This window comes from Brachybacterium phenoliresistens (genome assembly GCF_039530785.1).
GTDB classification, from domain to species: domain Bacteria; phylum Actinomycetota; class Actinomycetes; order Actinomycetales; family Dermabacteraceae; genus Brachybacterium; species Brachybacterium phenoliresistens.
This window is the reverse complement of sequence record NZ_BAAAOW010000004.1, coordinates 118591-141271: the sequence shown is the minus strand read 5'-3', so window position 1 is coordinate 141271 and position 22681 is coordinate 118591. Positions and strand designations below refer to the sequence as shown.

The 22681-nt window shown below is 74.8% G+C and carries 20 protein-coding genes; 13 read left to right on the top strand and 7 right to left on the bottom strand.

Translation table 11 applies throughout. The features are described 5' to 3' along the window. The first annotated feature begins 52 nt into the window (after window positions 1-52). On the top strand, window positions 53-3766 hold the full coding sequence (locus ABD234_RS10940; protein WP_344356065.1) for a S41 family peptidase: 3714 nt from the start codon (window positions 53-55) through the stop codon (window positions 3764-3766). A gap of 205 nt (window positions 3767-3971) precedes the next feature. Here the strand turns inward: ABD234_RS10940 and ABD234_RS10935 are convergent, their stop codons facing one another. From ABD234_RS10935 to ABD234_RS10925, 3 genes are all read right to left on the bottom strand, one after another. Further along, window positions 3972-4349, bottom strand: coding sequence for a hypothetical protein (locus ABD234_RS10935; protein ID WP_344356063.1), 378 nt, complete (start codon window positions 4347-4349; stop codon window positions 3972-3974). A 194-nt stretch (window positions 4350-4543) separates the two neighbouring features. Continuing rightward, the gene (locus tag ABD234_RS10930; protein WP_344356061.1) at window positions 4544-5179 is read right to left on the bottom strand and encodes a histidine phosphatase family protein; all 636 of its coding nucleotides are present in this window, start codon (window positions 5177-5179) and stop codon (window positions 4544-4546) included. Between the two features lie 219 nt (window positions 5180-5398). After that, entirely contained in the window at window positions 5399-5665 is a 267-nt protein-coding gene (locus tag ABD234_RS10925) for a hypothetical protein (RefSeq protein ID WP_038372728.1), read from the bottom strand. A 105-nt stretch (window positions 5666-5770) separates the two neighbouring features. Between ABD234_RS10925 and ABD234_RS10920 the strand changes: the two genes are divergently transcribed. From ABD234_RS10920 to ABD234_RS10870, 11 genes are all read left to right on the top strand, one after another. Further along, on the top strand, window positions 5771-6724 hold the full coding sequence (locus ABD234_RS10920) for a LysR family transcriptional regulator (protein WP_051486865.1): 954 nt from the start codon (window positions 5771-5773) through the stop codon (window positions 6722-6724). After that, window positions 6721-7371 (top strand): hypothetical protein, encoded by a 651-nt coding sequence (locus ABD234_RS10915; protein WP_038372729.1) that lies wholly within the window; start codon window positions 6721-6723, stop codon window positions 7369-7371. The genes ABD234_RS10920 and ABD234_RS10915 overlap by 4 nt, the downstream gene beginning before the upstream one ends. Window positions 7372-7430: 59 nt before the next feature. After that, window positions 7431-8078 (top strand): copper chaperone PCu(A)C, encoded by a 648-nt coding sequence (locus tag ABD234_RS10910; RefSeq protein WP_051486866.1) that lies wholly within the window; start codon window positions 7431-7433, stop codon window positions 8076-8078. Continuing rightward, window positions 8075-9343, top strand: coding sequence for a Dyp-type peroxidase (locus ABD234_RS10905; RefSeq protein ID WP_038372730.1), 1269 nt, complete (start codon window positions 8075-8077; stop codon window positions 9341-9343). Before ABD234_RS10910 ends, ABD234_RS10905 begins: the two co-directional genes overlap by 4 nt. 273 nt (window positions 9344-9616) lie before the next feature. Then, on the top strand, window positions 9617-11101 hold the full coding sequence (locus ABD234_RS10900) for a gluconokinase (protein ID WP_344356056.1): 1485 nt from the start codon (window positions 9617-9619) through the stop codon (window positions 11099-11101). Between the two features lie 85 nt (window positions 11102-11186). Next, a complete protein-coding gene (locus ABD234_RS10895) occupies window positions 11187-12287 on the top strand; it encodes a Gfo/Idh/MocA family protein (RefSeq protein WP_344356054.1) in 1101 nt (366 codons plus the stop codon). Window positions 12288-12414: 127 nt separating this feature from the next. Then, window positions 12415-13479 carry a methyltransferase family protein gene (locus ABD234_RS10890; protein ID WP_344356052.1) on the top strand — a complete coding sequence of 355 codons (1065 nt, stop codon included), beginning with the start codon at window positions 12415-12417 and terminating at the stop codon, window positions 13477-13479. Window positions 13480-13520: 41 nt separating this feature from the next. Beyond that, window positions 13521-13832, top strand: a complete 312-nt coding sequence (locus ABD234_RS10885) for a hypothetical protein (protein ID WP_344356050.1) — start codon at window positions 13521-13523, stop codon at window positions 13830-13832. Window positions 13833-14067: 235 nt separating this feature from the next. Then, window positions 14068-14430 (top strand): VOC family protein, encoded by a 363-nt coding sequence (locus tag ABD234_RS10880; RefSeq protein ID WP_344356048.1) that lies wholly within the window; start codon window positions 14068-14070, stop codon window positions 14428-14430. 113 nt (window positions 14431-14543) lie between these two features. After that, a complete protein-coding gene (locus tag ABD234_RS10875) occupies window positions 14544-15185 on the top strand; it encodes an NADPH-dependent F420 reductase (RefSeq protein WP_344356046.1) in 642 nt (213 codons plus the stop codon). A gap of 82 nt (window positions 15186-15267) precedes the next feature. Continuing rightward, window positions 15268-16743, top strand: a complete 1476-nt coding sequence (locus tag ABD234_RS10870; protein WP_344356044.1) for an AAA family ATPase — start codon at window positions 15268-15270, stop codon at window positions 16741-16743. Between the two features lie 171 nt (window positions 16744-16914). Here the strand turns inward: ABD234_RS10870 and ABD234_RS10865 are convergent, their stop codons facing one another. The 3 genes from ABD234_RS10865 to uxaC form a co-directional block, all read right to left on the bottom strand. Further along, complete coding sequence (locus ABD234_RS10865; RefSeq protein WP_344356042.1) at window positions 16915-17748, bottom strand: C40 family peptidase; 834 nt, start codon at window positions 17746-17748, stop codon at window positions 16915-16917. Between the two features lie 412 nt (window positions 17749-18160). Further along, window positions 18161-19420: a mannitol dehydrogenase family protein gene (locus tag ABD234_RS10860; protein WP_344356040.1), complete on the bottom strand. Its 1260-nt coding sequence runs from the start codon at window positions 19418-19420 to the stop codon at window positions 18161-18163. Next, the gene (gene uxaC / locus ABD234_RS10855) at window positions 19417-20847 is read right to left on the bottom strand and encodes a glucuronate isomerase (RefSeq protein WP_344356038.1); all 1431 of its coding nucleotides are present in this window, start codon (window positions 20845-20847) and stop codon (window positions 19417-19419) included. Before uxaC ends, ABD234_RS10860 begins: the two co-directional genes overlap by 4 nt. 205 nt (window positions 20848-21052) lie before the next feature. Between uxaC and ABD234_RS10850 the strand changes: the two genes are divergently transcribed. Continuing rightward, the gene (locus ABD234_RS10850; RefSeq protein ID WP_038372739.1) at window positions 21053-21544 is read left to right on the top strand and encodes a hypothetical protein; all 492 of its coding nucleotides are present in this window, start codon (window positions 21053-21055) and stop codon (window positions 21542-21544) included. Window positions 21545-21599: 55 nt separating this feature from the next. Here ABD234_RS10850 and ABD234_RS10845 read toward each other — a convergent pair whose 3' ends face one another. Beyond that, window positions 21600-22598 (bottom strand): LacI family DNA-binding transcriptional regulator, encoded by a 999-nt coding sequence (locus ABD234_RS10845; protein WP_038372741.1) that lies wholly within the window; start codon window positions 22596-22598, stop codon window positions 21600-21602. Window positions 22599-22681 lie beyond the last annotated feature (83 nt).

The following is a 22681-nucleotide window of genomic DNA, read 5'->3' as shown; positions in this document are numbered from 1 at the left end:
TTCTGGGAAAAGCGGGTGAGCGCTGTCCGCCTCACGTCCTAGGGTGAGGCGCATGACATCGCTGCCTTCCGCGACCCCTGCAACCGCCCCGGCCCTCAGCTACCTGCGCCACCCCGACGTGCACGGCGACCTGGTGGTGTTCACCGCCGCGGACGACATCTGGCTCGCCCCGCTGGCCGGCGGCCAGGGCTGGCGCCTCACGGACGACGGCGCCCCCGTCCGCTACCCGCGCTTCTCCCCCGACGGCGAGCACGTCGCATACGTCTCGCTGAGCACCGGCAGCCCGGAGGTGTTCGTCGTGCGCACCGACGGCTCCGGCTCCCCCGTGCGGCTGACCGTCACCGGCAACCGCAACACCCGCGTCGCCGGCTGGCTGGACGACGGCCGGGTGCTGGTGACCACCCCGCACGGCGCCCCGCTGTCCCTGCGCGACGCCCAGCTGTGGGCGATCGACCTCGAGGGCACCGCGGAGCTGCTGCCCCTGGGCCGCTCGAGCGAGGCCGCGATCCACGAGGACGGCACCACCGTGGTGGTGACGATGTGGCGCCGCGAGCCCGCAGCCTGGAAGCACTACCAGGGCGGCACCGCCCCCAAGCTGTGGATCTCCCGCGAGCCGCTGGCCCTGGACGCCCCGCGCGAGCAGCATGCCGCGCGCCGCTGGGAGCCGCTGCTGGACGAGATCCTCGCCGGGAAGACCCGCGTGGCCTGGTACGGGGACCGCCTGATCTTCGCCTCCGACACCCCCGGCCCCGGCGCGGAGCGCACCGACCGCGCGAGCGGGAACCTGTGGTCGGTCGACGCCTCCGGCACCGACCTGCGCCGGCACACCGACCTCACCAGCGCGCAGGGCTACCTGCGCGAGCCCGCGACCGATGGCCGCACCATCGTGTTCACCTCCCGCGGCCGGCTCTTCGCGATGGACTCCCTGGACGCCGCTCCCCGCGAGGTCGAGGTGCGCACCGCCGGCGTCGCCGCCCACCGCCGGCCGCGCCGCATCGACCCCTCGGACACGCTGCTGGCGATGCGGCCCACGCACGACGCCCGCGCGAGCCTCGTCGAATGGCGCGGCACCGCGCACCTGCTGACCCACCGCGGGGGCCCGGCGCGGCTGCTGGCCGGGCGCTCCGGCCTGCGCATCCGCGAGGTGCGCCCGCTGGGCCGGTCGCCCTTCGCCCTGCTGGTCTCCGATGCGGCGGCGCAGTCCGATCGCACCGACGGCGGCGTCGGCTCCGATGACCTGCACGTGCGGCGCCTGGACGCCGGCGGCGAGGAGATCGCCCTCGGCATCGCCGATCTCGCCGACGGCGGGATCGGCCGGATCCTGCATGCCGTGCCCTCCCCCGACGGGTCCCGCGTCGCCCTGTCCACGCACGACAACCGTCTCTGGCTCGCCGAGCTCACCGGCGTGGCCGACCCCGCCGGGGCATCGGCCACCGGAACGACGACAGCCGGGGCGCCGGACTCCGGGGCATCGGCTGCCGGAACGACGGCAGCCGGGGCATCGGACTCCGGGGCATCGGGGTCCGGAGCATCGGCCGCGGAGACGTCGGGCGCGCCGGCGGCGGACACCGCGCCCGCGCCGGGCACCGCAGAGCCGACGCCTCCGGTGCTCGCCTCCGTGCGCGAGGTCTCGCGCAGCGAGGGCGGCGAGATCCGCCACCTGGCCTGGTCGCCGGACGGCCGCCACCTGGTGTGGACTGAGCCCAACAGCTGGCAGCTGGGCCGGCTGATGCTGCTGGACACGGAGGCCGATGCGGAGACGGCGGTGCGCCCGCTGACCAGCGGCCGCACCTCGGACTTCGCCCCCGCCTTCAGCGCCGACGGCCGCCACCTGGCGTTCCTCTCGGCCCGCACCTTCGAGACGCAGTACGACGACATGGTCTTCGACCTGTCCTTCATCGCCTCCGAGCGCCCGTTCCTGCTGCCGCTGGAGCGCACCACCCGGGACCCCTTCGGCCCCGATGCGGACGGCTGGACCACCGCGGCCGATGCCGGCTCCGGCGGCGACGCCGGGAGCGGAGGCCCTGACGGCGGCGCCGCGGCCCCCGAGGGCGCGGCGGCCGAGGCCGCCTCCGCCTCGCCCGCCGGCGGATCCCACGACCTCGAGCACCCGATCCCCGGCAGCGGGGAGGACACGCGCGCCGCCGCGAGCGCCGGCCGCGCCGCCGGGGCCCGCGACGCCCACACCCCGCCGCGCACGGTGATCGACCCCGAGGACGCCGAGCAGCGCGTGGTCCCCTTCCCCGTCGAGTCCGGGCACATGAGCCACCTGCGGGCCGTGACCAGCGGATTCGTCTGGCTCCGGCATCCCGCCGAGGGCGTGCTGGGCACCGCCCGGGCCGGGGTCGAGGCGGAGCCCCCGCGGCCCGTCCTCGAGCACTGGAACCTCGCCGACCGCAAGCTCACGGTGCTCGCCGAGGGCGTGGACGACCTCGAGGTCTCCGGCAGCGGCGACGTGCTCGTGATCCGGCAGGGCGGCTCCTGGGCCGCGGTCCCCTCCGACCGCAAGGTCGAGGACGAGGACCCGGCGCGCATCGCCATCGGCACCGACCGCCTGCGCCTGACGGTGGATCCGGTCGCCGAGCGCCGCGGCATGCTGTGGGACAACTACCGGATCATGGCGCAGCAGTACTGGCGCGAGGACATGGACGGCCAGGACTGGCACGCCATGACCAGCTGGTACGACGAGACCGTGGATCGGGTGGTCACCGACGACGACTTCGCCGACATGCTCTGGGAGACCGTCGGCGAGCTCGGCACCTCCCACGCCTACGTCATGCCTCGCGCCCTGCACACCGACCTGCCCGAGACCCCCGCCCACCTGGGGGCGGACCTGCGCCGCGACGGCGAGCGCTGGGTGATCGCCCGGATCCTCCCCGGCGAGTCGACGGACCCCGAGGCCCGCAGCCCCCTGCTGGCCCCGGGCGTCGCCGCGCAGGTCGGCGACGCGGTCGTCCGCGTGGACGGGCGCCCGGTGGATCCGCGCCGCGGCGTGGAGGAGCTGCTGATCGGCTCCGCCGGCCGGCCCACCGAGATCGTCCTCGAGCGCGAGGGGACGCAGCGCCGCGTGGTCGTGGTGCCGCTGGCCGATGACACCCAGCTGCGCTACCAGGCATGGGTCGCCTCCCGCCGCGAGGCGGTGCGCGAGCTGTCCGGCGGGCGCCTGGGCTACCTCCACATCCCCGACATGGTCTCCGGCGGCTGGGCGCAGATGCACCGGGACCTGCGCGAGGCGACCGCCTGCGAGGGAATCGTCGTGGACGTGCGCTACAACAACGGCGGCCACACCTCGCAGCTGGTCACCGACCGGCTGGCCCGCCGGGTGCTGTCCTGGGGCTATCCCCGCCACGAGCGCCCCGACACCTATCCGTCCTTCGCCCCGCGCGGCCCGGTGGTGCTGGTGACCAACCAGGAGTCCGGCTCCGACGGCGACATCGTCAACGCCGTCGCGCAGGCCATGCGGATCGGCCCGGTGATCGGCACCCGCACCTGGGGCGGCGTGATCGGCATCGACGGCCGCTTCGACCTGGTGGACGGCACCGGCGTCACCCAGCCGAAGTACGCCAGCTGGTTCGAGGGCGTGGACTGGTCGATCGAGAACTACGGCGTCGAGCCGGACATCGAGGTGCCCTTCCCGCCGAACGCCTGGGTCGCGGGCACCGATCCGCAGCTGGAACGGGGCGTCGCCGAGACCCTGGCCCTCCTCCAGGAGCGCCCGGCCGCCGTCGCACCCCCGCTGCCCCCGGCCCGCTTCGGCCGGAGCTGACCCGGGCGGGCGGCCGCGAGCAGGCGGGGCGACGGCAGGCGGCTGACGGCTGACGACCAGCCCGCCGAGTGCCGCCTGACGAGCCAAATCCGGCCGAATTCGGCCGGATTTGGCTCGTCAGGCGGCACTCGACCGTTCCTTGTCGGGCATCCGACCGGGGACCTCGGCGACGATGGTGCCCGGGTCCGGCGGGAGCCCGAGGGGCTCAGGAGAGCGGCTCGAGAGTGTCGTCCTCGAGGTCAGGGAGCATCTCGTGATCGTCGTAGGTCATGTAGTCCACGGAGTGCAGGTAACCGTCGACGACCCACAGATCGAGCTGGCCGAGCCCCTCTCCGGCGCGCGAAACATCCACGGTGGAGAACGGGCCGCCACCGTGCCGGATTCGGGCTGCCTTTGGCAGCTGGGGAACCGAGATGAGGAAGCAGTCGCACTCGTCGAGCTGGTACCCACCCCAAGACGCGACGCGGAGCTGCTCCCGGGCCAGTTCACGGTACGGGTGATCCCCGCTGCACAGAAGATCCAGCAACGCCTTCTCCTTCGCGGAGAAAGCACTCCCCACTGCGCGACCACGACTCATCTTCACCCCTCGAGGGTACGGGGGCGACCGGTTGAGACCACCGTCGAATCTGGCTCGTCAGGCGGCGGACGACCGTTCCCCTTCGAGCATCCGACCGGGGACCTCGGCGACGGTGGCGCCCGGGTCCGGCGGGAGCCCGCGCGGTGCGTGCGGCGGCCCGAGGGGACGCGCCGCTCCGTCGGCCGTGCTGCGAAGGAGGATCAGCCGAGATGCGGCGACGGGCTCATGCGCCATCCGCCCGGACCGTGCTCCAGGGCGAAGTAGACACCGCCGGCGATGTCACGATCGAGATGGTCGGGGTTGTTGCCGCTCGGCGGCCCGGCCCGGCCGGGCACGATGCTTCCGAGGACCGAGATGATGACGCCCCCGTGCGCGACGACGAGCACCGCCTCGCCGGCGCGGCGCGGCACGAGGTCGTCGAGAACGCGGAAGACCCGCTGAGCCACCTCGGCGCCGCTCTCTCCACCGAGGACCCGCACCTGCAGGTCGCCGGCCAGCCAGCTCAGCAGGGCCGCGCCGACCGCGCGGGTGCTGTAGGGCTCCTCTCCCGCGACGTACTCGTGCAGTCCGCTCCGGACGTCGACCTCCAGGCCCAGGATGTCCGCGGCGATCCGACCTGTCTGCTCCGCGCGCGACAGGCCCGAGCTCACGACCCTGGAGACTCCCTGGTCCCGCAGCTCATGGCCCAGGGCGCGCGCCTGGTCCTGGCCGAGCTCTGTCAGGATGCCGCCGTCAGCCTCGTCCCCGGCGCTGCTCGCGGGGGCGGCCTCGCCGTGGCGGGCCAGGAACACGCGGGTGGTCGGCTGATCGGAGGTGGTCGGCTGATCGCGGCTCATCGCCGCACGATACCGAGGAGAGCTCCCCGGCACTCGCACGCCAGGACCGATCCTCCTCCTCCCCGCTCCCCCGGTTCCTGCCGCCGACCGCCGGTTGACGAGCCAGATTCGGCCGGATTTGGCTCGTCAGGCGGCGGTCGCCACTGCGGGCCGCGCGGCGATCGTGGCGGCGGGCCGCGGGGCGGGCCGCGCGTCGGGCCGTGGCACCGGCCGAGGGGGTCAGCGGAGGCCGACGAAGGTGATGGTGTGGTGCGGGAGGCCGTCGCGCTCGAGGTCGGACAGGCGCGGCATGGGCTCGCGGGCCCGACCGTCCTCGCCGACCAGGCGCGAGCGGGGCTGGAGGGCGTCGGGCCGCAGCTCAGCGGCGATCCGACCGGGCCGGCCTCCGTCGATCCGGGCGGCGATGCGGTGGGAGAGGGCGCCGAGGGCCACGGTCACGACGGCGATGAGGAGGATGAGGGCGAGGCCGATGGCGAAGGAGGTCATGTCTCGATCCTGGGCCCGCCGATGCGGAAGGACAAGCGAACGTTCCTACCCCTCCGTTCAGCGATCATGAACAGTCTCGGGTCCCATCGGACGTAGCATGGGGCGATGATCGACCCGCTCAAGCTCCGCGTGCTGCGCTCCGTCGTGGAGACCGGCAGCATCCGCGCGAGCGCCGAGGCGCTGGGGTACACCCCGTCGGCGGTGAGCCAGCACCTGTCCGCGCTCAAGCGCGAGACCGGCCTGGAGCTCATCGAGCGCTCCGGGCGCGGCATCGTCGTCACCCCCGCCGGCCGGGTGCTCGCCGAGGAGGCGGGCGCGGCGCTGGAGGCGCTGGACGCCCTGGCCCGCACCGCCCGGAACCTGCGGGAGGGGCGCACCGGCAGCCTCAGCTTCGCCTATGCGAGCTCCGTCGCGGCGCAGTGGGTGCCGGTGATCGCGCAGGACGTCCGCTCCCGCTTCCCGGATCTCGCCCTCGAGCTGACGCTGCGCGACTGCACCCGCGGCTGGCCGCCGGGGTACGTGCCGGACGTCGTCATCTGCGACGACTCGACGGACCTGCCCACCCCGCGCTACCAGGTCATCGACCTCATCGAGGAGGGGTACAGCGCCCTGGTGGGGCTCGACCACCCGCTGGCGGGCCGCTCCAGCGTGCCGATCTCCGCCCTGGCGGAGTACGCGTGGGCGACCGACGACCCGCCGGACTCGGTGTGGTTCGACCGGATCGGCTCCGCCTGCCGCGCCGCGGGCTTCTCGCCGAACATCGAGGTCAACCCGCCGGACTTCTCCGTGGTGCTGGGCTTCGTCGCCTCCGGGGACTTCGTGAGCGTGCAGCCCACGCTGATCACCCTGGGGCTGCGCCCGGACGTCGTCGCGATCCCGCTCGACGGCATGGGCCCGCGCCGCCGCCTGCGCGTGATCGTCCACGAGGGCGTCCAGCACAACCCCGCCGCGCAGCACATCATCCGCCGCACCCGGGAGATGGCCCGGGACTACGTGAGGTCCGTGCCGGACGTCCTGGATCTGACAGCTCCGCGCGAAGGGGCCACACTGGGGGCATGAGCACCGGACGGGAGCCGCTGCGCCTCGTGCGCGGAGCGCTCGCGGCCACCCTCGCGACCGCCGTCGCGCTGCTGGGCCATGTGCTCGGCGGCGGGGATGTGCCCGCCTGGGCCGGGATCGCCCTGCCCTGGTGGCTGTCGATCACCGTCTGCACGGTGCTGGCCGGCTCGCGGTTCTCGGTGGCGCGCCTGGCCATGGCGGTCGCGGCCAGCCAGGGGCTCTTCCACCTGCTGTTCGTGGTCGGCACGCCGAGCCGCGGCGCCGCGGCCCTCTCCGACGCCCCGGGCGTGCACCTGCACCTCGGCGCCTCCCTCCCCGTCGCCTCCCAGCCCGCCGGATCGCTGGGGGCGGAGCATCTCGCCCATGCCGCCCAGCTCAGCGGGCCGATGCTGCTGGGGCACCTCGCCGCCACCGCGGCGACCGTCGCCGTCCTGCATCGCGGCGAGAGCGTGCTGCTGCGCGCCCTCGAGCTGGCCACGCTGGTGGGCGCGATCCTCGCCCGCGTGCTGACGCCGCTGCGCGTTCCCGATCTCCATCTCCCGGCGCGACGCCGCCCGTCCGCGCCGGTCTCGCATCTGCCGCGGCGCCGTCGCGCCCTGCTGCGCCCGCTGCTGCGGCGCGGTCCCCCGCAGCTCGTCGGTTCCTGAAGCGGCGCCCGGACATCCTGTCCCGGCGCCATCCGACGATCCTGCGAAGGACCCCTCTGATGACTGCATCCGTTCCTGCCCGCCGTCCCGTCCTGCTCGCCCTGGGCCTGCTGGGCCTGGCCGCCTGCACGGGCCCCGACGACTCCGATCCGACCCCTGCCCCGGGCTCCGCCGCCTCGGACGGCGGGGGCGCCGCCGACTCCTCCGGGGCGGGCTCCGCCCCGGCCGATGCCCCGATCGCCGTGGCCGACGCCTGGGTCAAGGCCGCCGAGTCCGGCATGACCGCCGCCTTCGCGACCCTGACCAGCACGGCCGATGCGCCGATGCGCCTGGTCGGCGCCCGCAGCGAGGCCGCGCCCACCATCCAGCTGCACGAGACCGCGTCCGACGGCTCCGGCGGCATGTCCATGCAGGAGAAGGAGGGCGGGTTCGAGATCCCCGCCGGCGGCACCCTGGTGCTCGAGCCCGGCGGCGACCACATCATGCTCCTCGACCTCGCCGAGCCGCTGCTGGCCGGGGACGCCGTCGAGATCGTGCTGCTGTTCGAGGACGGCGCCGAGGTGCCGTGCACGGCGCAGATCCGCGACTTCGCGGGCGCCCAGGAGGAGTACGCCAGCGACATGGACGGCATGGGCGACATGGAGGGCATGGGCGGCGCCTCCGACGGCGGCGGCGAGCACGCCGGCCACGAGGGCATGGGCCGATGAGCCGCGGCGACCACGACGCCGACCGTCGCCGCCTGCTGCGGGCCGGCGCGATCGCCGGGGTCGGGGCGGGGATCGGCGCGGGGGCGGGAGTCCTCGGCGCCGGCGCCGTCCGGACCCGCGAGGACGCCCTCGGGCGCACGGCGGCCGGCTCCGCGGCGGACGCGGAGGCGGCGCCGACCGCCCTCATCGGCGAGGAGACGATCCCCTTCCACGGCACCCACCAGGCGGGCATCGCGACGCCTGCCCCGGCGCATGCCGTCTTCCTGGGTCTGGACCTGCGCCCGGAGACGGACCGCGACGCCGTGCTGCGCATGCTGCGGGTGCTCACCGACGACGCGGCCCGGCTCACGGCGGGCACCGCGCCGCTGGCCGACACCGAGCCGGAGCTCGCCGCCGCCCCGGCCCGGCTCACGGTGACCGTCGGCTTCGGCCCGGGCCTGCTGCAGCGGGCGGGGCGGGAGGCGCCGGCCTGGCTGGCGCCGCTGCCCGCCTTCGCGATCGACGCGCTGCGCCCGGAGCTCGGCGACGGGGATCTGATGCTGCAGGTCGGAGCCGAGGATCCGCTCGCCCTCGCCCATGCCGCCCGAATGCTGCTGAAGGGCCTGCGCGGCGCCGCGACGGTGCGCTGGCGCCAGCAGGGATTCCGGCGCGCCCACGGCACCGTCCGCCCGGGGACGACCATGCGCAACCTGTTCGGGCAGGTCGACGGCACCGCGAACCCGCAGCCGGGGACGCCGGCCTTCGATCGGGCCGTGTGGATCCCGGAGGGTCCCTTCGCCGGCGGCACCTCCCTGGTGCTGCGCCGGATCCGGATGGACGTGGACACCTGGGACGAGCTGGACCGCACCGGGCGGGAGGAGGCCATGGGCCGCCGCCTCGCCGACGGCGCCCCGCTGACCGGCGGCGGCGAGCACGACGCGCCGGACTTCGCGGCGCGGACGGAGAACGGGTTCCCCGTGATCGCCGAGTTCTCCCACGTGCGGCGGGCCCGCGGCGTCGATGCGGCCGACGGCGGCCAGGTGATCTTCCGCCGGGCCTACAACTACGACGTCGCCCCGGATCCGGGCGGGGCCGAGATCTCGGAGTCGGGCCTGATCTTCGCGTCCTACCAGGCCGATCCGCGGGCCCAGTTCCTGCCCATCCAGGAGCGCCTGGCGGAGCTGGACCTGTTGAACCAGTGGACCACGCCCATCGGCTCGGCGGTCTTCGCGATCCCGCCGGGCGCGGCCGAGGGCGAGATGCTGGGGCAGTCCGTGCTGGAGTGAGGGCACGCGGCCCGGCCGGGCGGGAGCTCCGGCCGGGCCGTGACCTCTGCCGCGCCGCGGACCCGTCGAGCAGGAGCGGCCCGGCCGCCCCCGGGGCGGGCCGTGACCTCTGCCGCGCCGCGGACCCGTCGAGCAGGAGCGGCCTGGCCGCCCCCGGGGCGGGTCGGGCGTCCCGACGCGCCGTGGCAACAAGCGGCCAGCGCATTCCCGGCCGCGGCGAAGCTCCGTAGGCTGGGGGATCGCACGTACGACGCCGTCGACCCGGAGGATCCCGTGACCCCTCGCTTCCACACCCCCGCCGACGAGGCCCGCGCGCCGTACGTGATCGGGCTGGACGTGGGGTCCGGCGGCTCCCGGGCGGCGCTGTACGACGCGAGCGGCCGCGAGGTGGACCGGCGCAAGCACAAGGTCCCCCACGACTTCACCACGGCGGACGACGGCACCTCCACCATCGACGCGGACCAGGTAGTCGAGGAGCTGCGCACCGGCATCGCCGCCGTCCTGGACGGCGCGCCCGGGCCGGTGGCCGGGATCGGCATCGACACCTTCGCCTCCTCCCTGGTGGTCGTGGACGAGGCCGGCCGCGCCATCACCCCCTGCATCACCTACGCCGACACCCGCTGCCGCGACCAGGTGGCGCGGCTGCGCGAGCAGCTGGACACCGCCGCCCTGCACGACCGCACCGGCGCGCGGCTGCACTCCTCCTACCTGGCGCCGCGGCTGCTGTGGCTGCGCGAGCAGCACGGCGAGATCCTCGAGCGCGCCCACCGCGTGATGGCCCTGGGCGAGTACGTGGCCCTGCGCCTGCTGGGCACGGCGGCGCTGGGCACCGCATCGGCCGCCTGGTCGGGGATGATCGACCGCCGCACCGGGCAGTACGTGCCGGAGCTTCTGGAGGCCGCGGGCGCCTCGGCCGATCTGCTGGGCGCCCCGCGCGACCCGCAGGACACGGTGGACGTCGCCGGCACGCCGCTGGCCCGCGAGTTCCCGCAGCTCGAGGGCGCCCGCTGGGTGCCGGTGGTCGGCGACGGGCTCACCGCGAACCTCGGCATCGGCGCGCTGGGCGCCACCACCTGGGGCATCTCCACGGCGACGTCCGGGGCGATCCGCCAGCTCGTCGACACCGAGATCGGCACCCTCCCCAGCGGCCTGTGGGCGTACCGCGTCGACGCCGGGCGCACCCTGGTCGGCTCCGCGATGAGCGACTGCGGGCGCCTGCTGGACTGGATCCGCACGCAGACGTCCCTGCCCGGGGATCTCTCGCAGCTGGACACCGACACGCTCCTGTCCTCCCCGCCGAGCGCCGGGACGCCGCTGGTGGTGCCGTTCCTCTCCGGCGAGCGCGGCACGAAGTGGCGCGACGGCGCACGGGCCGTGATCGCGAACGTCTCCGCCTCCACCACCGCGGAGGACCTGCTGCGCGGGGCGCTCGAGGGCCTGGCGCTGTCCTTCCTGCGGATCGCCGACCAGCTGCGCGAGATCAGCGGCGAGCCCGAGCGGATCGTGCTCTCCGGCGGCATGACCGACGTGGTGCCCGGCTGGCTGCATCTGCTGGCCGATGCGCTGGGCATGCCCGTGGACCACGTGGCGATCTCCCGCTCCACCATGCGCGGCACGCTGCTGGCGCTCGAGCAGGTCGCCCCCGACGTGCCCCGCGCCGAGGTGCCGGTGCTGCGCCGGGTGGAGCCGGTCGCCGCGCACGCCGCCTACTACCGCGAGCGCCTCGCGCGCTTCGAGGCCTTCGGCGACCTCGCCTGAGGCCGCCGCCGCGCACCGGACCACTCCTCCCCTCGCGCCCGATGACCCGTCCCGCGCGCCCCGCCTGTCGAAGGAGACACCCCGCATGACCTCCCCCTCCCCTGCCGTCCCCCGCCCCGACCATCCGCTGCGGGTCGCCGTGGTGGGCGCCGGGGTGATCGGCGCCCACCACTGCCGGGTCATCGCCACCACCGACGGGATCGAGCTGGGCGCCGTCGTGGACGTCGACCTCGAGCGGGCCGGGGCCCTCGCGGCCGAGCACGACGCCCCTGCCGTCGGCTCCCTCGCCGAGGCCCTCGCCCCGGAGCACGCCATCGACATCGTCGCCGTGTGCACGCCCTCGGGGCTGCACGCCGTCCTCGCGATCGAGGCGATGGAGGCCGGGCGCCACGTGCTCATCGAGAAGCCCATCGACGTGGTCGACGAGCGGGCCGCCCGCATCGACGAGGCCCGCCGGGCCGCCGGGGTGCAGGCCGCCGTGATCAGCCAGCACCGCTTCGACGAGTCCACCGAGCAGGTCGCCGCCGCGATCGCCGCCGGCCGCCTGGGCCGCGTCACCAGCGCCGTCGCCTCGGTGCCGTGGTGGCGGTCCCAGGAGTACTACGACTCCGGCCAGTGGCGCGGCACCCTCGCCCTGGACGGCGGCGGCGCCCTCATGAACCAGGGCGTGCACACCGTCGACCTGCTGTGCGCCTTCCTGGGCCGGCCGGTCGAGGTGTTCGGCTACACGGCTCTGCTGGCCCACGAGGGCATCGAGGTCGAGGACACCGCCGCGGGCGTGATCCGCTTCGACGGCGGCGCCCTGGGGCTCATCCACGCGACCACCGCCTCCTTCCCCGGCTCCGGCGTGCGCCTGCAGGTGCACGGCGACCAGGGCGGGGCGACCATCGAATCCGACCGTCTCATCGCCCTGACCTGCCGCGACGCCGACGACGCCGGGGCCGATGCGGGGACATCGGACGGCACCGGCGGCACGATCGGGACCGGCGGCACCGCCGAGGCCGCCGCCCCCGCCCCGGACTTCACCCACGCGCACCGCCTCCAGTACGAGGACCTGGTCCGGGCGATCCGCACCGGCGGCGCGGTGCGGGTCGGCACCCGAGAGGCCCGCACCGCCCTCGCGGTGATCAACGGGCTGTACGAGTCGGCACGCACGGAGGCGCCCGTGGCGATCCCCGAGTTCTGACGACGGCGCAGGCGCCCGGTCCGCCGCCGGTCCGGGCTGCGGCCGGGACACGCCGGGCCGCCACGGCGATCCGGCCCTCCGCACCGGTCCCGCGGTCGTACGATGGCACCATCGGGAGGGCGATGAGATGACCAGCAGGGCCAGCCGCACGGTGCACGAGGTTCCGCTCGTGGGGCCGATGACCCCGCGCCGGACGGCCCGCGCCTACTTCGCCCTGCAGTCCGTGGCCGGTGCCCTGTGGTGGCTCGGCGTCGCGACCGTCCCCGGCGTCCGCACCGCGACCCTCGGCGAGCTGCCCGCCCTGCCGATCGCCATCGCGGACGTCCTGCTCTTCGTGCTCGGCTCGGCGCTGGTGGCGCTGGACGTGCGGCGGGCCGTGCCCGTCGTCCTCGGCTGGACCGCGCTGGTCGCGCTGGGCATGGCCGTGTACGCGACGGTGACGACCTCGGCCGGGGCGGGCGCCGTGCTCATGATCGCGGCGACCGTGGCGAGCGTCCTCGCGGGCGTGGTGGTGCTCCACGGGCGCCTCCCCGCGGAGCGCGTGCTCATCGGCCCCCTGGCCTTCCGTTCCGCGCCGCGACGGGATCGGCGCGAGCATCTCGCCGCGACGTTCGCCCAGATCCTCGTGTTCTGGCCGCTGTTCCTCGCGATCATCCCCCTGCCGGTGGTGCTGCTCGAGCGCCGATGGCGCCTGGATCTCACCCTCCCCGACGGCTCGACCGACGGGGCGGCTCTGGCCTGGTCGATCGCCTCCTGGTCGATCACGGCCGCCGGCGCGCTGGTGCTGATCGGCGCGAGCGCGCTGGGGCTGTGGGCCGCCTATGTCATGTCCACCCTGGGCCGCGGCACCCCGCTGCCCTCGGCGATGCCGCGCGCGCTCGTGATCGCCGGCCCCTACCGCTGGGTGCGCAACCCGATGGCCGTGTCCGGGGTCGGCCAGGCCGTGGCCGTCGGCATGGTCGCCGGGTCGTGGATGGTGGTCGCCTACGCCCTCGCCGGCGGGGCGATCTGGCATCTGCTGGTGCGCCCGCACGAGGAGCGCGACCTCTCCGAGCGCTTCGGCGCCCCCTACGAGATGTACCGCTCGCAGGTGCGCTGCTGGATCCCGCGCCGCCGCCCGCTGCCCGGCGCGCCGATGCCCCGCGGGGCCGCCCCGCGACCGGCCGGGGGGCCGGGCCCGCGACCGGCCTGAGGCCCTGCCGGGCCGGGGGCATCTCGTGGCACGCTCACCCCATGGAGTCGCTGCTGGTGCTGTTGGCGCTGATCGCCATCCCGCTCTCCCCCGTCGGGGCAGCGGTCGTCGTCCTCGTCGTCCTGATGACGGACCGGGCCCGCCGCCAGGCCCTGCGGGAGGCGCCGGCCCTCTTCGACGAGGTGTTCGACGGTCGGGAGAAGGCGGAGATCACCGTGCACCACACCTCCGCCCCGCGGGAGGTCGTCGAGCAGGGAGCGCGCGAGCGCGGCTACCGGCTGGTCTCGGAGTCCTCGCCGTCCAGCAGCGGCGCGGTGCATCGCCTCGTGTTCGAGCGGGTCCCGCCCGTCTGAGCTGTGGCATGCCGGGATGCGATCCCGGTGTGCCGCGAGGCGCGGCCGTGCCGAGACGCGTGGCATCGCGGGGACGTGCGGCGACGCCGGGGCCGGCGGCCCGAAACCGGCAGCAGGGCCCGTTCCTCGGGCGCTGCGACCATCGGCCGTCCGGCGGGCAGGGCCGCTCCCGTGGGGACGGGCCGCTCCGGTGGGGACCGGCCCGGATAGAACGCCTCGTCGAAGGAGACGCCGCATGACCTCCATCCGTGCCCTGACCATCGCCCTGGAGGCCCCGTCCGCCGCGGCGCAGGCGCTGCAGCGGATCTTCGGGTGGGAGATCGAGAGCGACTACGGGGCCTTCGCGGCCCTGCGCCTTCCCGCCGGGATCCCCCTGTGGATCAACCGTCCCGCCGCCGGGGAGCCGACGACCCAGGGTCTCGTGATCCACCTGGCCTCGGACGATGTCGACGCGGACTTCGCCGCAGCGACCGGCCGCGGTGCCCGGGAGGTGCGTCCGCCCACCGACATGGACTTCGGCGAGCGCTCCGCCTGCGTCCGCGTGGACGAGGTTTCGGGCGTCACCATCGACCTCTCGAGGCCGCTGGACGCCCGCTGACGGCCCCGCCGCGGCGGTGCCCCCGGCAGCGACGACACGCCTGCTGACCTGCGCCGGCCCGTCATCCGCCGTCACACGGGAAGCCTCTGCCCCGATGCGTCGTTGCAGCGGACATGACGACAGTGGGAATCATCGGAGCAGGCAACATCGGCAGTGCGGTCGCGAAGGCCGTCATCGGCGCCGGGTACGACGTGGTCATCGCGAACTCGCGGGGGCCGGAGACGCTCGCGGAGCTCGTGGCGGAGCTGGGGCCGAAGGCCCGCGCCGCCACGGCGGAGGAGGCCGGCGCGGCCGGGGACATCGTCGTGGTGACGGTGCCCCTGCACGCCATCTCGAAGATCCCGGTCGAGCCGCTGGCCGGGAAGATCGTGCTGGACACCAACAACTACTACTACGAGCGGGACGGGCGCATCCCGGCGCTGGACGCCGGGGAGACCACCACCTCGCAGATGCTGCAGGAGCACCTGCCCGAGTCCACCGTGGTCAAGGCGTTCAACCACATCGCCGCTGCGGAGATCCTCACCGACACCGCGCCCGCGGGGACCCCGGGCCGGCGCGCTCTCGCGGTCTCGAGCGACAGCCCCGAGGCCGTGGAGCTTGTGACGCGTCTGTACGACGAGCTGGGCTTCGACGCGGTGGACGTGAGCCCGCTCAGCGAGTCCTGGCGGGTCGAGCGCGATCGCCCGGCCTACGTGGTGCGGCAGGACGCCGAGGAGCTGCGCGCGAACCTCGCGACGGCGAACCGCCTGCCCTGAGGCGTCGGCCGTCCCGTCCGGTGCCTACGATGGACCGGACGGGCGCGGGGGACGCGCCCGCGCCCGATGGGGAGGACGCTTCATGCCCGAGGACATCGACAAGGAACTGCTGCTCGCGGTCGCCGCGTATCTGAAGCGGGCCGAGAAGGCCGCCGAACGGGAGGCCGAGGGCGCGCGCACGCCGCTCGGCCTCCTGCTCAGCGAGCACCTCGGCGCCGACGCGAGCACCCTCGCCGTCACGACGGAGCAGATCGACGATCACCGATTCGTCGATGCGGACATCGCTCTCGACGAGATCACGGTCCGGGACGGAGGGAGGGTGGTCGGCGTCGGCGGCGGGGAGCAGCGCCATCATTGCTCGCTCTCCGAGCTCATCGCGAACCCGCACACCCGCTTCGCGGAGGGTCCTGTCGCCTACGAGCCGCGGGCGACGGGGCCGGGCGAGGAACGCCGCGCGGTGTCCTTCGGGATCCGCCTGCTGGAGTTCGACGGGATCCCGCTGGCCATCGCCCAGCGGGGTGCCGCGCCGCAGTACGGCCGGGAGAAGGCGGCGCTCGAGGTCATCAGCGCCGACCAGGACGCCTCGTCCCGGTTCCTCTCCGCGCTGCGCCGGCTGATGATCGAGCGCAGCGTGCTGCGAGGGAAGGTCCTCTCCCTGCAGGCCACCCAGTTCGGCGATCAGGCGGGGGCGACCTTCCTCCCCCGGCCTGACGTGCCCGCCGAGGAGATCGTGCTCGAGCCGGGGATCCTGGACGGCGTGGTCGACCACGTCGTCGGGATCGGGGAGCACCGCCGCGCCCTCCTCGCGGCCGGGCAGCACCTCAAGCGCGGGGTCCTGCTCTACGGGCCGCCCGGGACGGGGAAGACCCTGACCGTGCGCCACCTCCTCGCCCGCACCCCCGGGACCACGGCCATCGTGCTCACCGGATCCAGCATCGCCGCGATCACGCAGGCCGCAGAGCTGGCCCGCACCTTCCAGCCGTCCCTGGTGGTGCTGGAGGACGTGGACCTGGTCGCCATGGAGCGGAGCTTCACCCCGCAGCCGCTGCTGTTCGAGGTCCTCGATGCGCTCGACGGGCTCGACGCCGATGCCGATGTCGCCTTCGTGATGACCACGAACCGCGTGGAGGTGCTCGAGAGGGCGCTCGCGGAGCGTCCCGGACGCGTCGACCTGGCCGTGGAGATCCCCCTGCCCGACGCCGCGACCCGACGAGCACTGTTCCGTCGCTACGCGCGGGATCTCCCGCTGTCGGAGGCGGCGCTCGACGCCGCCGCTGACCGTGCTGAGCAGACGACCGGGTCCTTCGCCAAGGAGCTGATGCGACGGACGGTCCTCGCCGCCGCCCTGCGCGGCGGGCGGGAGGGTGCGGGGGCCGACGCGACCTCCGTGCAGGTCTCGGACGCGGACCTCGAGCGCTCCCTCGAGGATCTGCTCGAATCCCGGGCCGCACTGACCCGGCGCCTGCTGGGATCGGCGCCGATGCCGGAGGAGGGCGAGGACGTCGAGGGCGAGGGTGAGGGGTGGTTCGCGCGCAGCGGCGCCGCCGAGTTCTGCTGACGGGGTCCCGCCGCCAGGTGCTGGCGGACGCGGTTCCGTCGAAGAGGTCTCGCTGACGGGAATCCGGGGCCCGGGTCCCGGCGACGGGGCCTGGGATGCGCGAAGGGCGCCCTTCCCGGAGGAAGGACGCCCTGTGCGTGGTGCTGGCGGTGCTGCGCGGGCAGCGGCCGATCAGCGGTAGGTCACGAAGGAGGGGTTGCCCCAGATGGTGCGCTCGGAGACGGAGCCCTTGGAAGAGCCCGCGTCGACGACCTTGTTGTTGCCGGCGTAGATGCCGATGTGGCCGGGCCACACGACGAGGTCGCCGGGCTGGGCCTGGGACTGCGAGATCCGGGTGCCGCCGTGGGCCTGCTTGCTGGAGCTGTGGGGCAGGTCGATGCCGAACTGGCCGTACACGTACTTCACCAGGCCGGAGCAGTCGAAGCCGCTGGGCGAGCTGCCGGCCCAGTCGTAGTCCACGCCGATGTACTGGCGGGCCGCGTCGACGATGGAGCCGCCGCTGGTGGACTTCGAGGAGGAGACCTCGGCCTTCGCGGAGGAGTCCGAGGAGCTCACGGACACGCCGCCGGAGAGGGAGCCGCGGGTCTCGGGACCGACACGGCCGTCGACCTGCAGGTCGTTCTCGTCCTGGTAGGCGCGGACGGCGGCGTCGGTCTTCGGGCCGAACTTGCCGTCGACCTCGAGGTTGGCGCCCTCGTCGTTCAGCAGGGACTGCAGCGCCTCGACACGCTCGCCGCTCTTGCCCTTGTAGAGGGTCTTGGTCGAGGACAGGAGGGTGGAGACCTGCGCCTGGTCGGGCGCGGTGGTCGAGACCTCGGTCGCGGTGAGCTCGGCGGGGGCCGGGGCGGCCGGCGCCGCGGGGGCGGCGGAGGCGCTCTGCGCGGCGAAGGCGGAGCCGACGACGACGGTGCCCAGCATGGCTGCGCCACCGATGCCCTTGTAGGCGAAGCGGGTGGCACCGTTGCGGGCGCGGCCGGCGGCTCGGTGGGTGTTGTGCTTGGTCATGTCTGCGGTGTTCCTTCTCTGTCGTCCGCGGGGAGGCGGGCAGTCCTGCGTCACGTATGCGTCTGGTCCTGGGGCGGTGCCTCGCGTCGGAGGGACGGGGCGTCCGCTGTCGTTCGACAACGCTATGAGCCCGCGAGCGCCGTGCCAACCGCTGTGAACCGACCGTGCAGGGTTCTTGACCAACGCTTTAGTCGCGTTGACATTTTTCGGTCCTGGCAGGTGATCGGCCGCACTCGGCTTGCCCTCTCCTGACGAATCGGACGCTCCGGACATGACGGAGGCCACCGCCCCGGGACGAGATGCCCCGGGGGCGGTGCCCGGATAGAGGGAGGGCTCCTGCGGCGGCGCCCTCTGCCGTTCAGCCGCCTGCTGCGGCTCGGGCGCCTGCTGCAGTCCAGGCGCCCGCTGCGGCTCAGGCGCCGGCGGAGAGCACCGCGGCCGTCAGGGCCTCCGGGTCGGTCTCCTCGCCCAGCTGGGCGACCAGGGCCCGCACCCGGGCTCCGTCCTCGGCGAGCGCCGCCGCGGCGGCGATCTCCTCGGCGCGCGGGTCGGCGATCCGGTGGCCCGCCCGGGAGCGGGCGGTGACCCAGTCGGTCCAGGCGCGCACGGCGGCGACGCCCGCCGGGGAGCGCCCGGGACCGCCGCGCTCGGCGATCACCGGCAGGATCCGCACGCGCAGCTTCTCGGAGCCGTCGGCCGCGATGCGCAGCAGCGCATCGGCCAGCCGCGGGTTCCGGAAGCGGGTGAGCAGGGCCGAGGTGTACTCGTCGAGCTCGGCCTCCGGCAGGTCGAGGGTCGCGCGGGCCTCGGCCCAGACCTCCTCCATCGCCGTGCGCACCGCCGGGTCCGCGACGGCCTGGTCGACCCGCTCGTGCCCGGCGAGCTGGCCCGCGTAGGCGAGGAAGGTGTGGGCGCCGTTGAGCAGCCGCAGCTTGCGCCGCTCGTGCAGGGCCACGTCGCCGGTCAGCTGCGCGCCCGCGGCCTCCCAGCAGGGGCGACGGCCGCGGAAGGAGTCCTCGAGGACCCATTCGTGGAAGGGCTCGGTCACGACGGTGGCGCGGTCGTGGAAGCCCAGCTCCGCGCTCGCCAGGGCCATCTCCTCCTCCCCGGCGACCGGGGTGATCCGGTCGACCATGGTGGAGACGACGTCCACGTGGGCGTCGAACCAGTCCCGGGTCCCGGCATCCAGCGCGGCGAGCACGGCCTGGCGCAGCACCTCGCCGTTGCCGACGAGGTTGTCGCAGGAGACCAGGGCGATCGGCTCCTCGACGCCGGCCTCGCGGCGGGCCCGCAGGGCGAGCGCCAGGCGGGCCGGGGCCGATGCCGCCGGGTCGGTGCCGGCCGCGTAGCCCTTCTCGGTGATGGTCAGGGTGACCACCGCGGTGGCGGGATCGGCGATCACCCGGCGCAGGGCGCGCAGGTCCTCGGCCGGGAAGGCCTCGTCGATCACACCGATCTCCTCGACCTCGTCGGCCTCGGGGCCGCGCACCACCAGGCCGTACCGGCCGCCCTGCGCCGTGAGGGTCTGCGCGATGGTCGGGGTGCGGCCGGTGAACGCGGTGACGTCCCAGCCACCGGCGCGGGCGGTGTAGGCCAGGGTGTGGGCGCGGGCGAAGGCGCCGATGCCGAGGTGGACCAGGCGCGGACGCGGCGCCGGGCCGGCGGGGCTCATCGGGCGCCGCCGGGCAGCGTGAAGACCTCGCGGGGGTGCTGGGAGGGCAGGGTCTCCGCGAGCGCGGCGGCGTCCTCGATCCGCATGCGGTGCTCCGCGACGAGGCTCGCGAGATGGTGCGCGTCCAGGCGGCGGGACATGTCGTGGCGCGCCGGGATCGAGCAGAAGGCGCGGGTGTCGTCGATGAACCCGCTGGTGCGGGTGTAGCCGATGGTCTCCGAGACGGCCCTGCGGTAGCGCAGGATCGCGTCCGGGGCGTCGATGAACCACCACGGCGCCCCCGCGTAGACGCTCGGGTAGAACCCGGCCAGCGGGGCGATCTCCCGGGAGAAGACGGTCTCGTCGATGGTGAACAGGACCAGCCGGAACCCCTCGGCGAGGCCCACGTCGTTCAGCAGCGGCGCGAGGCCGTCGACGAAGGTGACCGCGGTGGGGATGTCGGCGCCCACATCGGCGCCGTACCGCTCGAAGGTGCCCCGGTGATGGTTCCGGTGCACGGCGGGGTGCAGGGTCATGACCAGGCCGTCGTCGGCGGCCATGCGGGCCTGGTCGGCCAGCAGGTGACGGCGCAGGGCGAGGGCGTCGGCCGGGTCGATGGACCCGCCGCGGGCCCGGGCGAACAGGCGGGCCGCATCGGCCTCGTCCAGGCGCGCGGTGCCCACGTCGGCATGGGAGTGGTCCGAGGACACGGCCCCGTGGTCCCGGAAGTACAGGCGGCGCGCCCGCATCGCCGCGGTGAAGCCGGCGTAGTCCCCGGTGTCCACGCCGGCGGCCTCGCCGAGCGCGTCGGCGAGCTGCGCGAAGTCCTCGCGGGCCGGCTCGAGGTACTTGTCCGGGCGGAACGTCGGGACGACCAGCCCGGCGAAGTCCGGGTCGTCGGCCAGGGCCCGGTGCGCCGCCAGATCGTCCGCGGGGTCGTCGGTCGTGGCGAGGACCTCGATGCGGAACTGGTCGAACAGGGCGCGGGGGCGGAACTCGGGGCGTGCCAGCCGCGCGGCGATGTAGTCGTACAGCTCGTCGGCCGTGCCCGGGGTCAGCACCTTCTCGATGCCGAAGACGTCATGGAACTCGTGCTCCATCCACAGGCGCGAGGGCGTGCCGGCGTAGGCGTGCCAGTGCTCGGCCAGCAGGCGCCAGGCCCGCCGGGCATCGGCCTCCTCGAGCGGGCCGCGGCCCACGCCGAGATCCGCGAGGGAGACGCCGCGCGCATGCAGCAGGCGGGTGACGTAGTGGTCGGGGGTGATGAACAGGCTCGTGGGGTCCCGGAAGGGCGTGTCCTCGACCAGCATGGCGGGGTCGACGTGGCCGTGCGGGGAGACGATCGGCTGCGACGCCATGCGTCCGTACAGTTCGCGCGCGATGTCGCGGACCGCCGGGTCGCGGGGCAGCAGGCGGTCCGGATGGGGGACGAAGGCGTCGTTGCTCATGGGCCTCATCATCCGGACGGCGGACGGGCCGGGCATCGTGTTGCCGCAGGTTGCCGGGCCGGCGGCCGGTCGTCCCGGGGTCCGGGCGGCCCGTGCCGGGAACCGGACATCTCGGTAGGTTCGGGGCAGGCCCGCAGCGATCGACGAGGCCCGGGCGGTCCGGCGCCCGTGTCCCGCGCAGGTCCGGAGACGAGGCAGGAGCATCATGCAGGAGCAGCGATTCGCGTATGCGGTGAGCGCGCGCACGGCGGTGGGCGGTCTCCTGCTGGGGCTGGTGTTCCTCGGCGCGAGCGGATGGGGGCTCGTGCACGGCTGGGGGATCTCGCTGTACCTGGCGCACTTCGGCGCGGACGTGGCCCGCTGGTTCTATCTCGGGGGGATGGTGCTGGGCCTGGTGCTCCTGCTCGGGTTCCTGCGCCTGGTGCTCGCCGGCCGACGGGAGGTCGTCGTCTCCGCGCAGCGCATCACGGCTCCGGCCTCGGAGTCCTCGCGCCGCCTGGTGGAGATCGACCCCGCCGCCATCCGCCGGATCACGATGCGGTCCTCCCAGGGCGTGCACTCCGCGATCATCACGCATCGGGGCAGGACGGTGCGCCTGCGCAGCCCGCACTTCGCCAGCCACGGGCACTTCCTGGCCTGCCTCGACGCCATCGAGGACGCCCGCTCCCTCGCCGCCGGGGAGAGCCCCGGCCGCTGAGCGGCGGCGAGGACTGCCCGGACGGTGCGCCGTCCCGCAGCGCCGCCGCGGCGGCTCAGACCTGCCGCGGGCCCGAGGAGCCGCGCGGCACCAGCCGCACCGGCAGCGCGCCCTCCACCGGCAGCCGGATCGAGGAGGGGTTCTCGATCCGGCGGGTCAGGCGCTCCACCGCGGCACGGCCCTGCGCGCGCTTGGGCGAGACGACGGTGGTCAGGCCCCCGCCCACCAGCCGCGCCAGCGGGATGTCGTCGTGGCCGATCACCGACAGCTCCTGCGGGACCTGCACCCCGGCCCGCAGCGCGGAGACCAGGAACCCCAGGGCGATCAGGTCGTTGTAGCAGATGACGGCGTGGGGCAGCTCGCCGCGCAGCTCGTCGAAGGCCTCCTCGCCGCCGCTGGCTGTGGGGATGAACGGGCCCCGCCGCCGGATGCTCATGCCCCGCGCCCGCGCCTCGAGGCGTGCCGCCCGCCAGCGCTCGCTGTCCGACCACGAGTTCACGGGACCGGCGACGTAGACGACCTCGCGCACGCCCTGCTCGTCCAGGTGCGCGATGACCTGCGCCATCCCGTGCTCGTAGTCCGGGGTCAGGGAGTCCAGCCCGGCCACCCGGCGGTTCAGGACCAGCACCGGCAGGCGCTTGGTCATCTGCGCGAGCGCCGCATCGGACAGCCGGGAGCCGGCGAGGATGAACCCGTCGACGATCTCCAGCGCCCGCTCCAGGCCGCGGCGCTCACGGGTCTCGTCCTCCGAGGAGTCCACGAGCAGCAGCAGGTAGTCGAGGTCGTGGGCGGCCTCGCGCATGCCGGCGACGAGCTCGGCGAAGAAGGGGTTGGTGATGTCGGGGATCTCGATCGCGAGCCGATGCTGCTGCCCCTCGCGCTCCTGGAGATCCGGGACCTCGGTGCGGTAGCCGAGGGTCTTCGCGGAGGCCATCACCTTCGCGTGGGTCGCGGCGCTGACCCGGCCGGGGCGGGAGAAGGCGCGCGAGACGGTGCTGGGGGCCACGCCCGCGTGCGCGGCGACGTCGTAGATCGTCACCCGATGCTCCGCCATCCGCTCCGCCTCCCTGCGCTCGCGCCCGCCGCCTGGGCGAACACCCCCAGAAGGATATGCAACTGCTGGCAACCCGTGGTGCG

Coding starts and splice junctions, on each gene's coding strand:
- ABD234_RS10915 (WP_038372729.1), top strand. CDS start 6,721: ATGAGCACCGGACGGGAGCCGCTGCGCCTCGTGCGCGGAGCGCTCGCG.
- ABD234_RS10920 (WP_051486865.1), top strand. CDS start 5,771: ATGATCGACCCGCTCAAGCTCCGCGTGCTGCGCTCCGTCGTGGAGACC.
- uxaC (WP_344356038.1), bottom strand. CDS start 20,847: ATGAGCAACGACGCCTTCGTCCCCCATCCGGACCGCCTGCTGCCCCGC.
- ABD234_RS10845 (WP_038372741.1), bottom strand. CDS start 22,598: ATGGCGGAGCATCGGGTGACGATCTACGACGTCGCCGCGCACGCGGGC.
- ABD234_RS10930 (WP_344356061.1), bottom strand. CDS start 5,179: ATGAGCCGCGATCAGCCGACCACCTCCGATCAGCCGACCACCCGCGTG.
- ABD234_RS10885 (WP_344356050.1), top strand. CDS start 13,521: ATGGAGTCGCTGCTGGTGCTGTTGGCGCTGATCGCCATCCCGCTCTCC.
- ABD234_RS10895 (WP_344356054.1), top strand. CDS start 11,187: ATGACCTCCCCCTCCCCTGCCGTCCCCCGCCCCGACCATCCGCTGCGG.
- ABD234_RS10860 (WP_344356040.1), bottom strand. CDS start 19,420: ATGAGCCCCGCCGGCCCGGCGCCGCGTCCGCGCCTGGTCCACCTCGGC.
- ABD234_RS10890 (WP_344356052.1), top strand. CDS start 12,415: ATGACCAGCAGGGCCAGCCGCACGGTGCACGAGGTTCCGCTCGTGGGG.
- ABD234_RS10905 (WP_038372730.1), top strand. CDS start 8,075: ATGAGCCGCGGCGACCACGACGCCGACCGTCGCCGCCTGCTGCGGGCC.
- ABD234_RS10880 (WP_344356048.1), top strand. CDS start 14,068: ATGACCTCCATCCGTGCCCTGACCATCGCCCTGGAGGCCCCGTCCGCC.
- ABD234_RS10910 (WP_051486866.1), top strand. CDS start 7,431: ATGACTGCATCCGTTCCTGCCCGCCGTCCCGTCCTGCTCGCCCTGGGC.
- ABD234_RS10925 (WP_038372728.1), bottom strand. CDS start 5,665: ATGACCTCCTTCGCCATCGGCCTCGCCCTCATCCTCCTCATCGCCGTC.
- ABD234_RS10940 (WP_344356065.1), top strand. CDS start 53: ATGACATCGCTGCCTTCCGCGACCCCTGCAACCGCCCCGGCCCTCAGC.
- ABD234_RS10850 (WP_038372739.1), top strand. CDS start 21,053: ATGCAGGAGCAGCGATTCGCGTATGCGGTGAGCGCGCGCACGGCGGTG.
- ABD234_RS10870 (WP_344356044.1), top strand. CDS start 15,268: ATGCCCGAGGACATCGACAAGGAACTGCTGCTCGCGGTCGCCGCGTAT.
- ABD234_RS10865 (WP_344356042.1), bottom strand. CDS start 17,748: ATGACCAAGCACAACACCCACCGAGCCGCCGGCCGCGCCCGCAACGGT.
- ABD234_RS10875 (WP_344356046.1), top strand. CDS start 14,544: ATGACGACAGTGGGAATCATCGGAGCAGGCAACATCGGCAGTGCGGTC.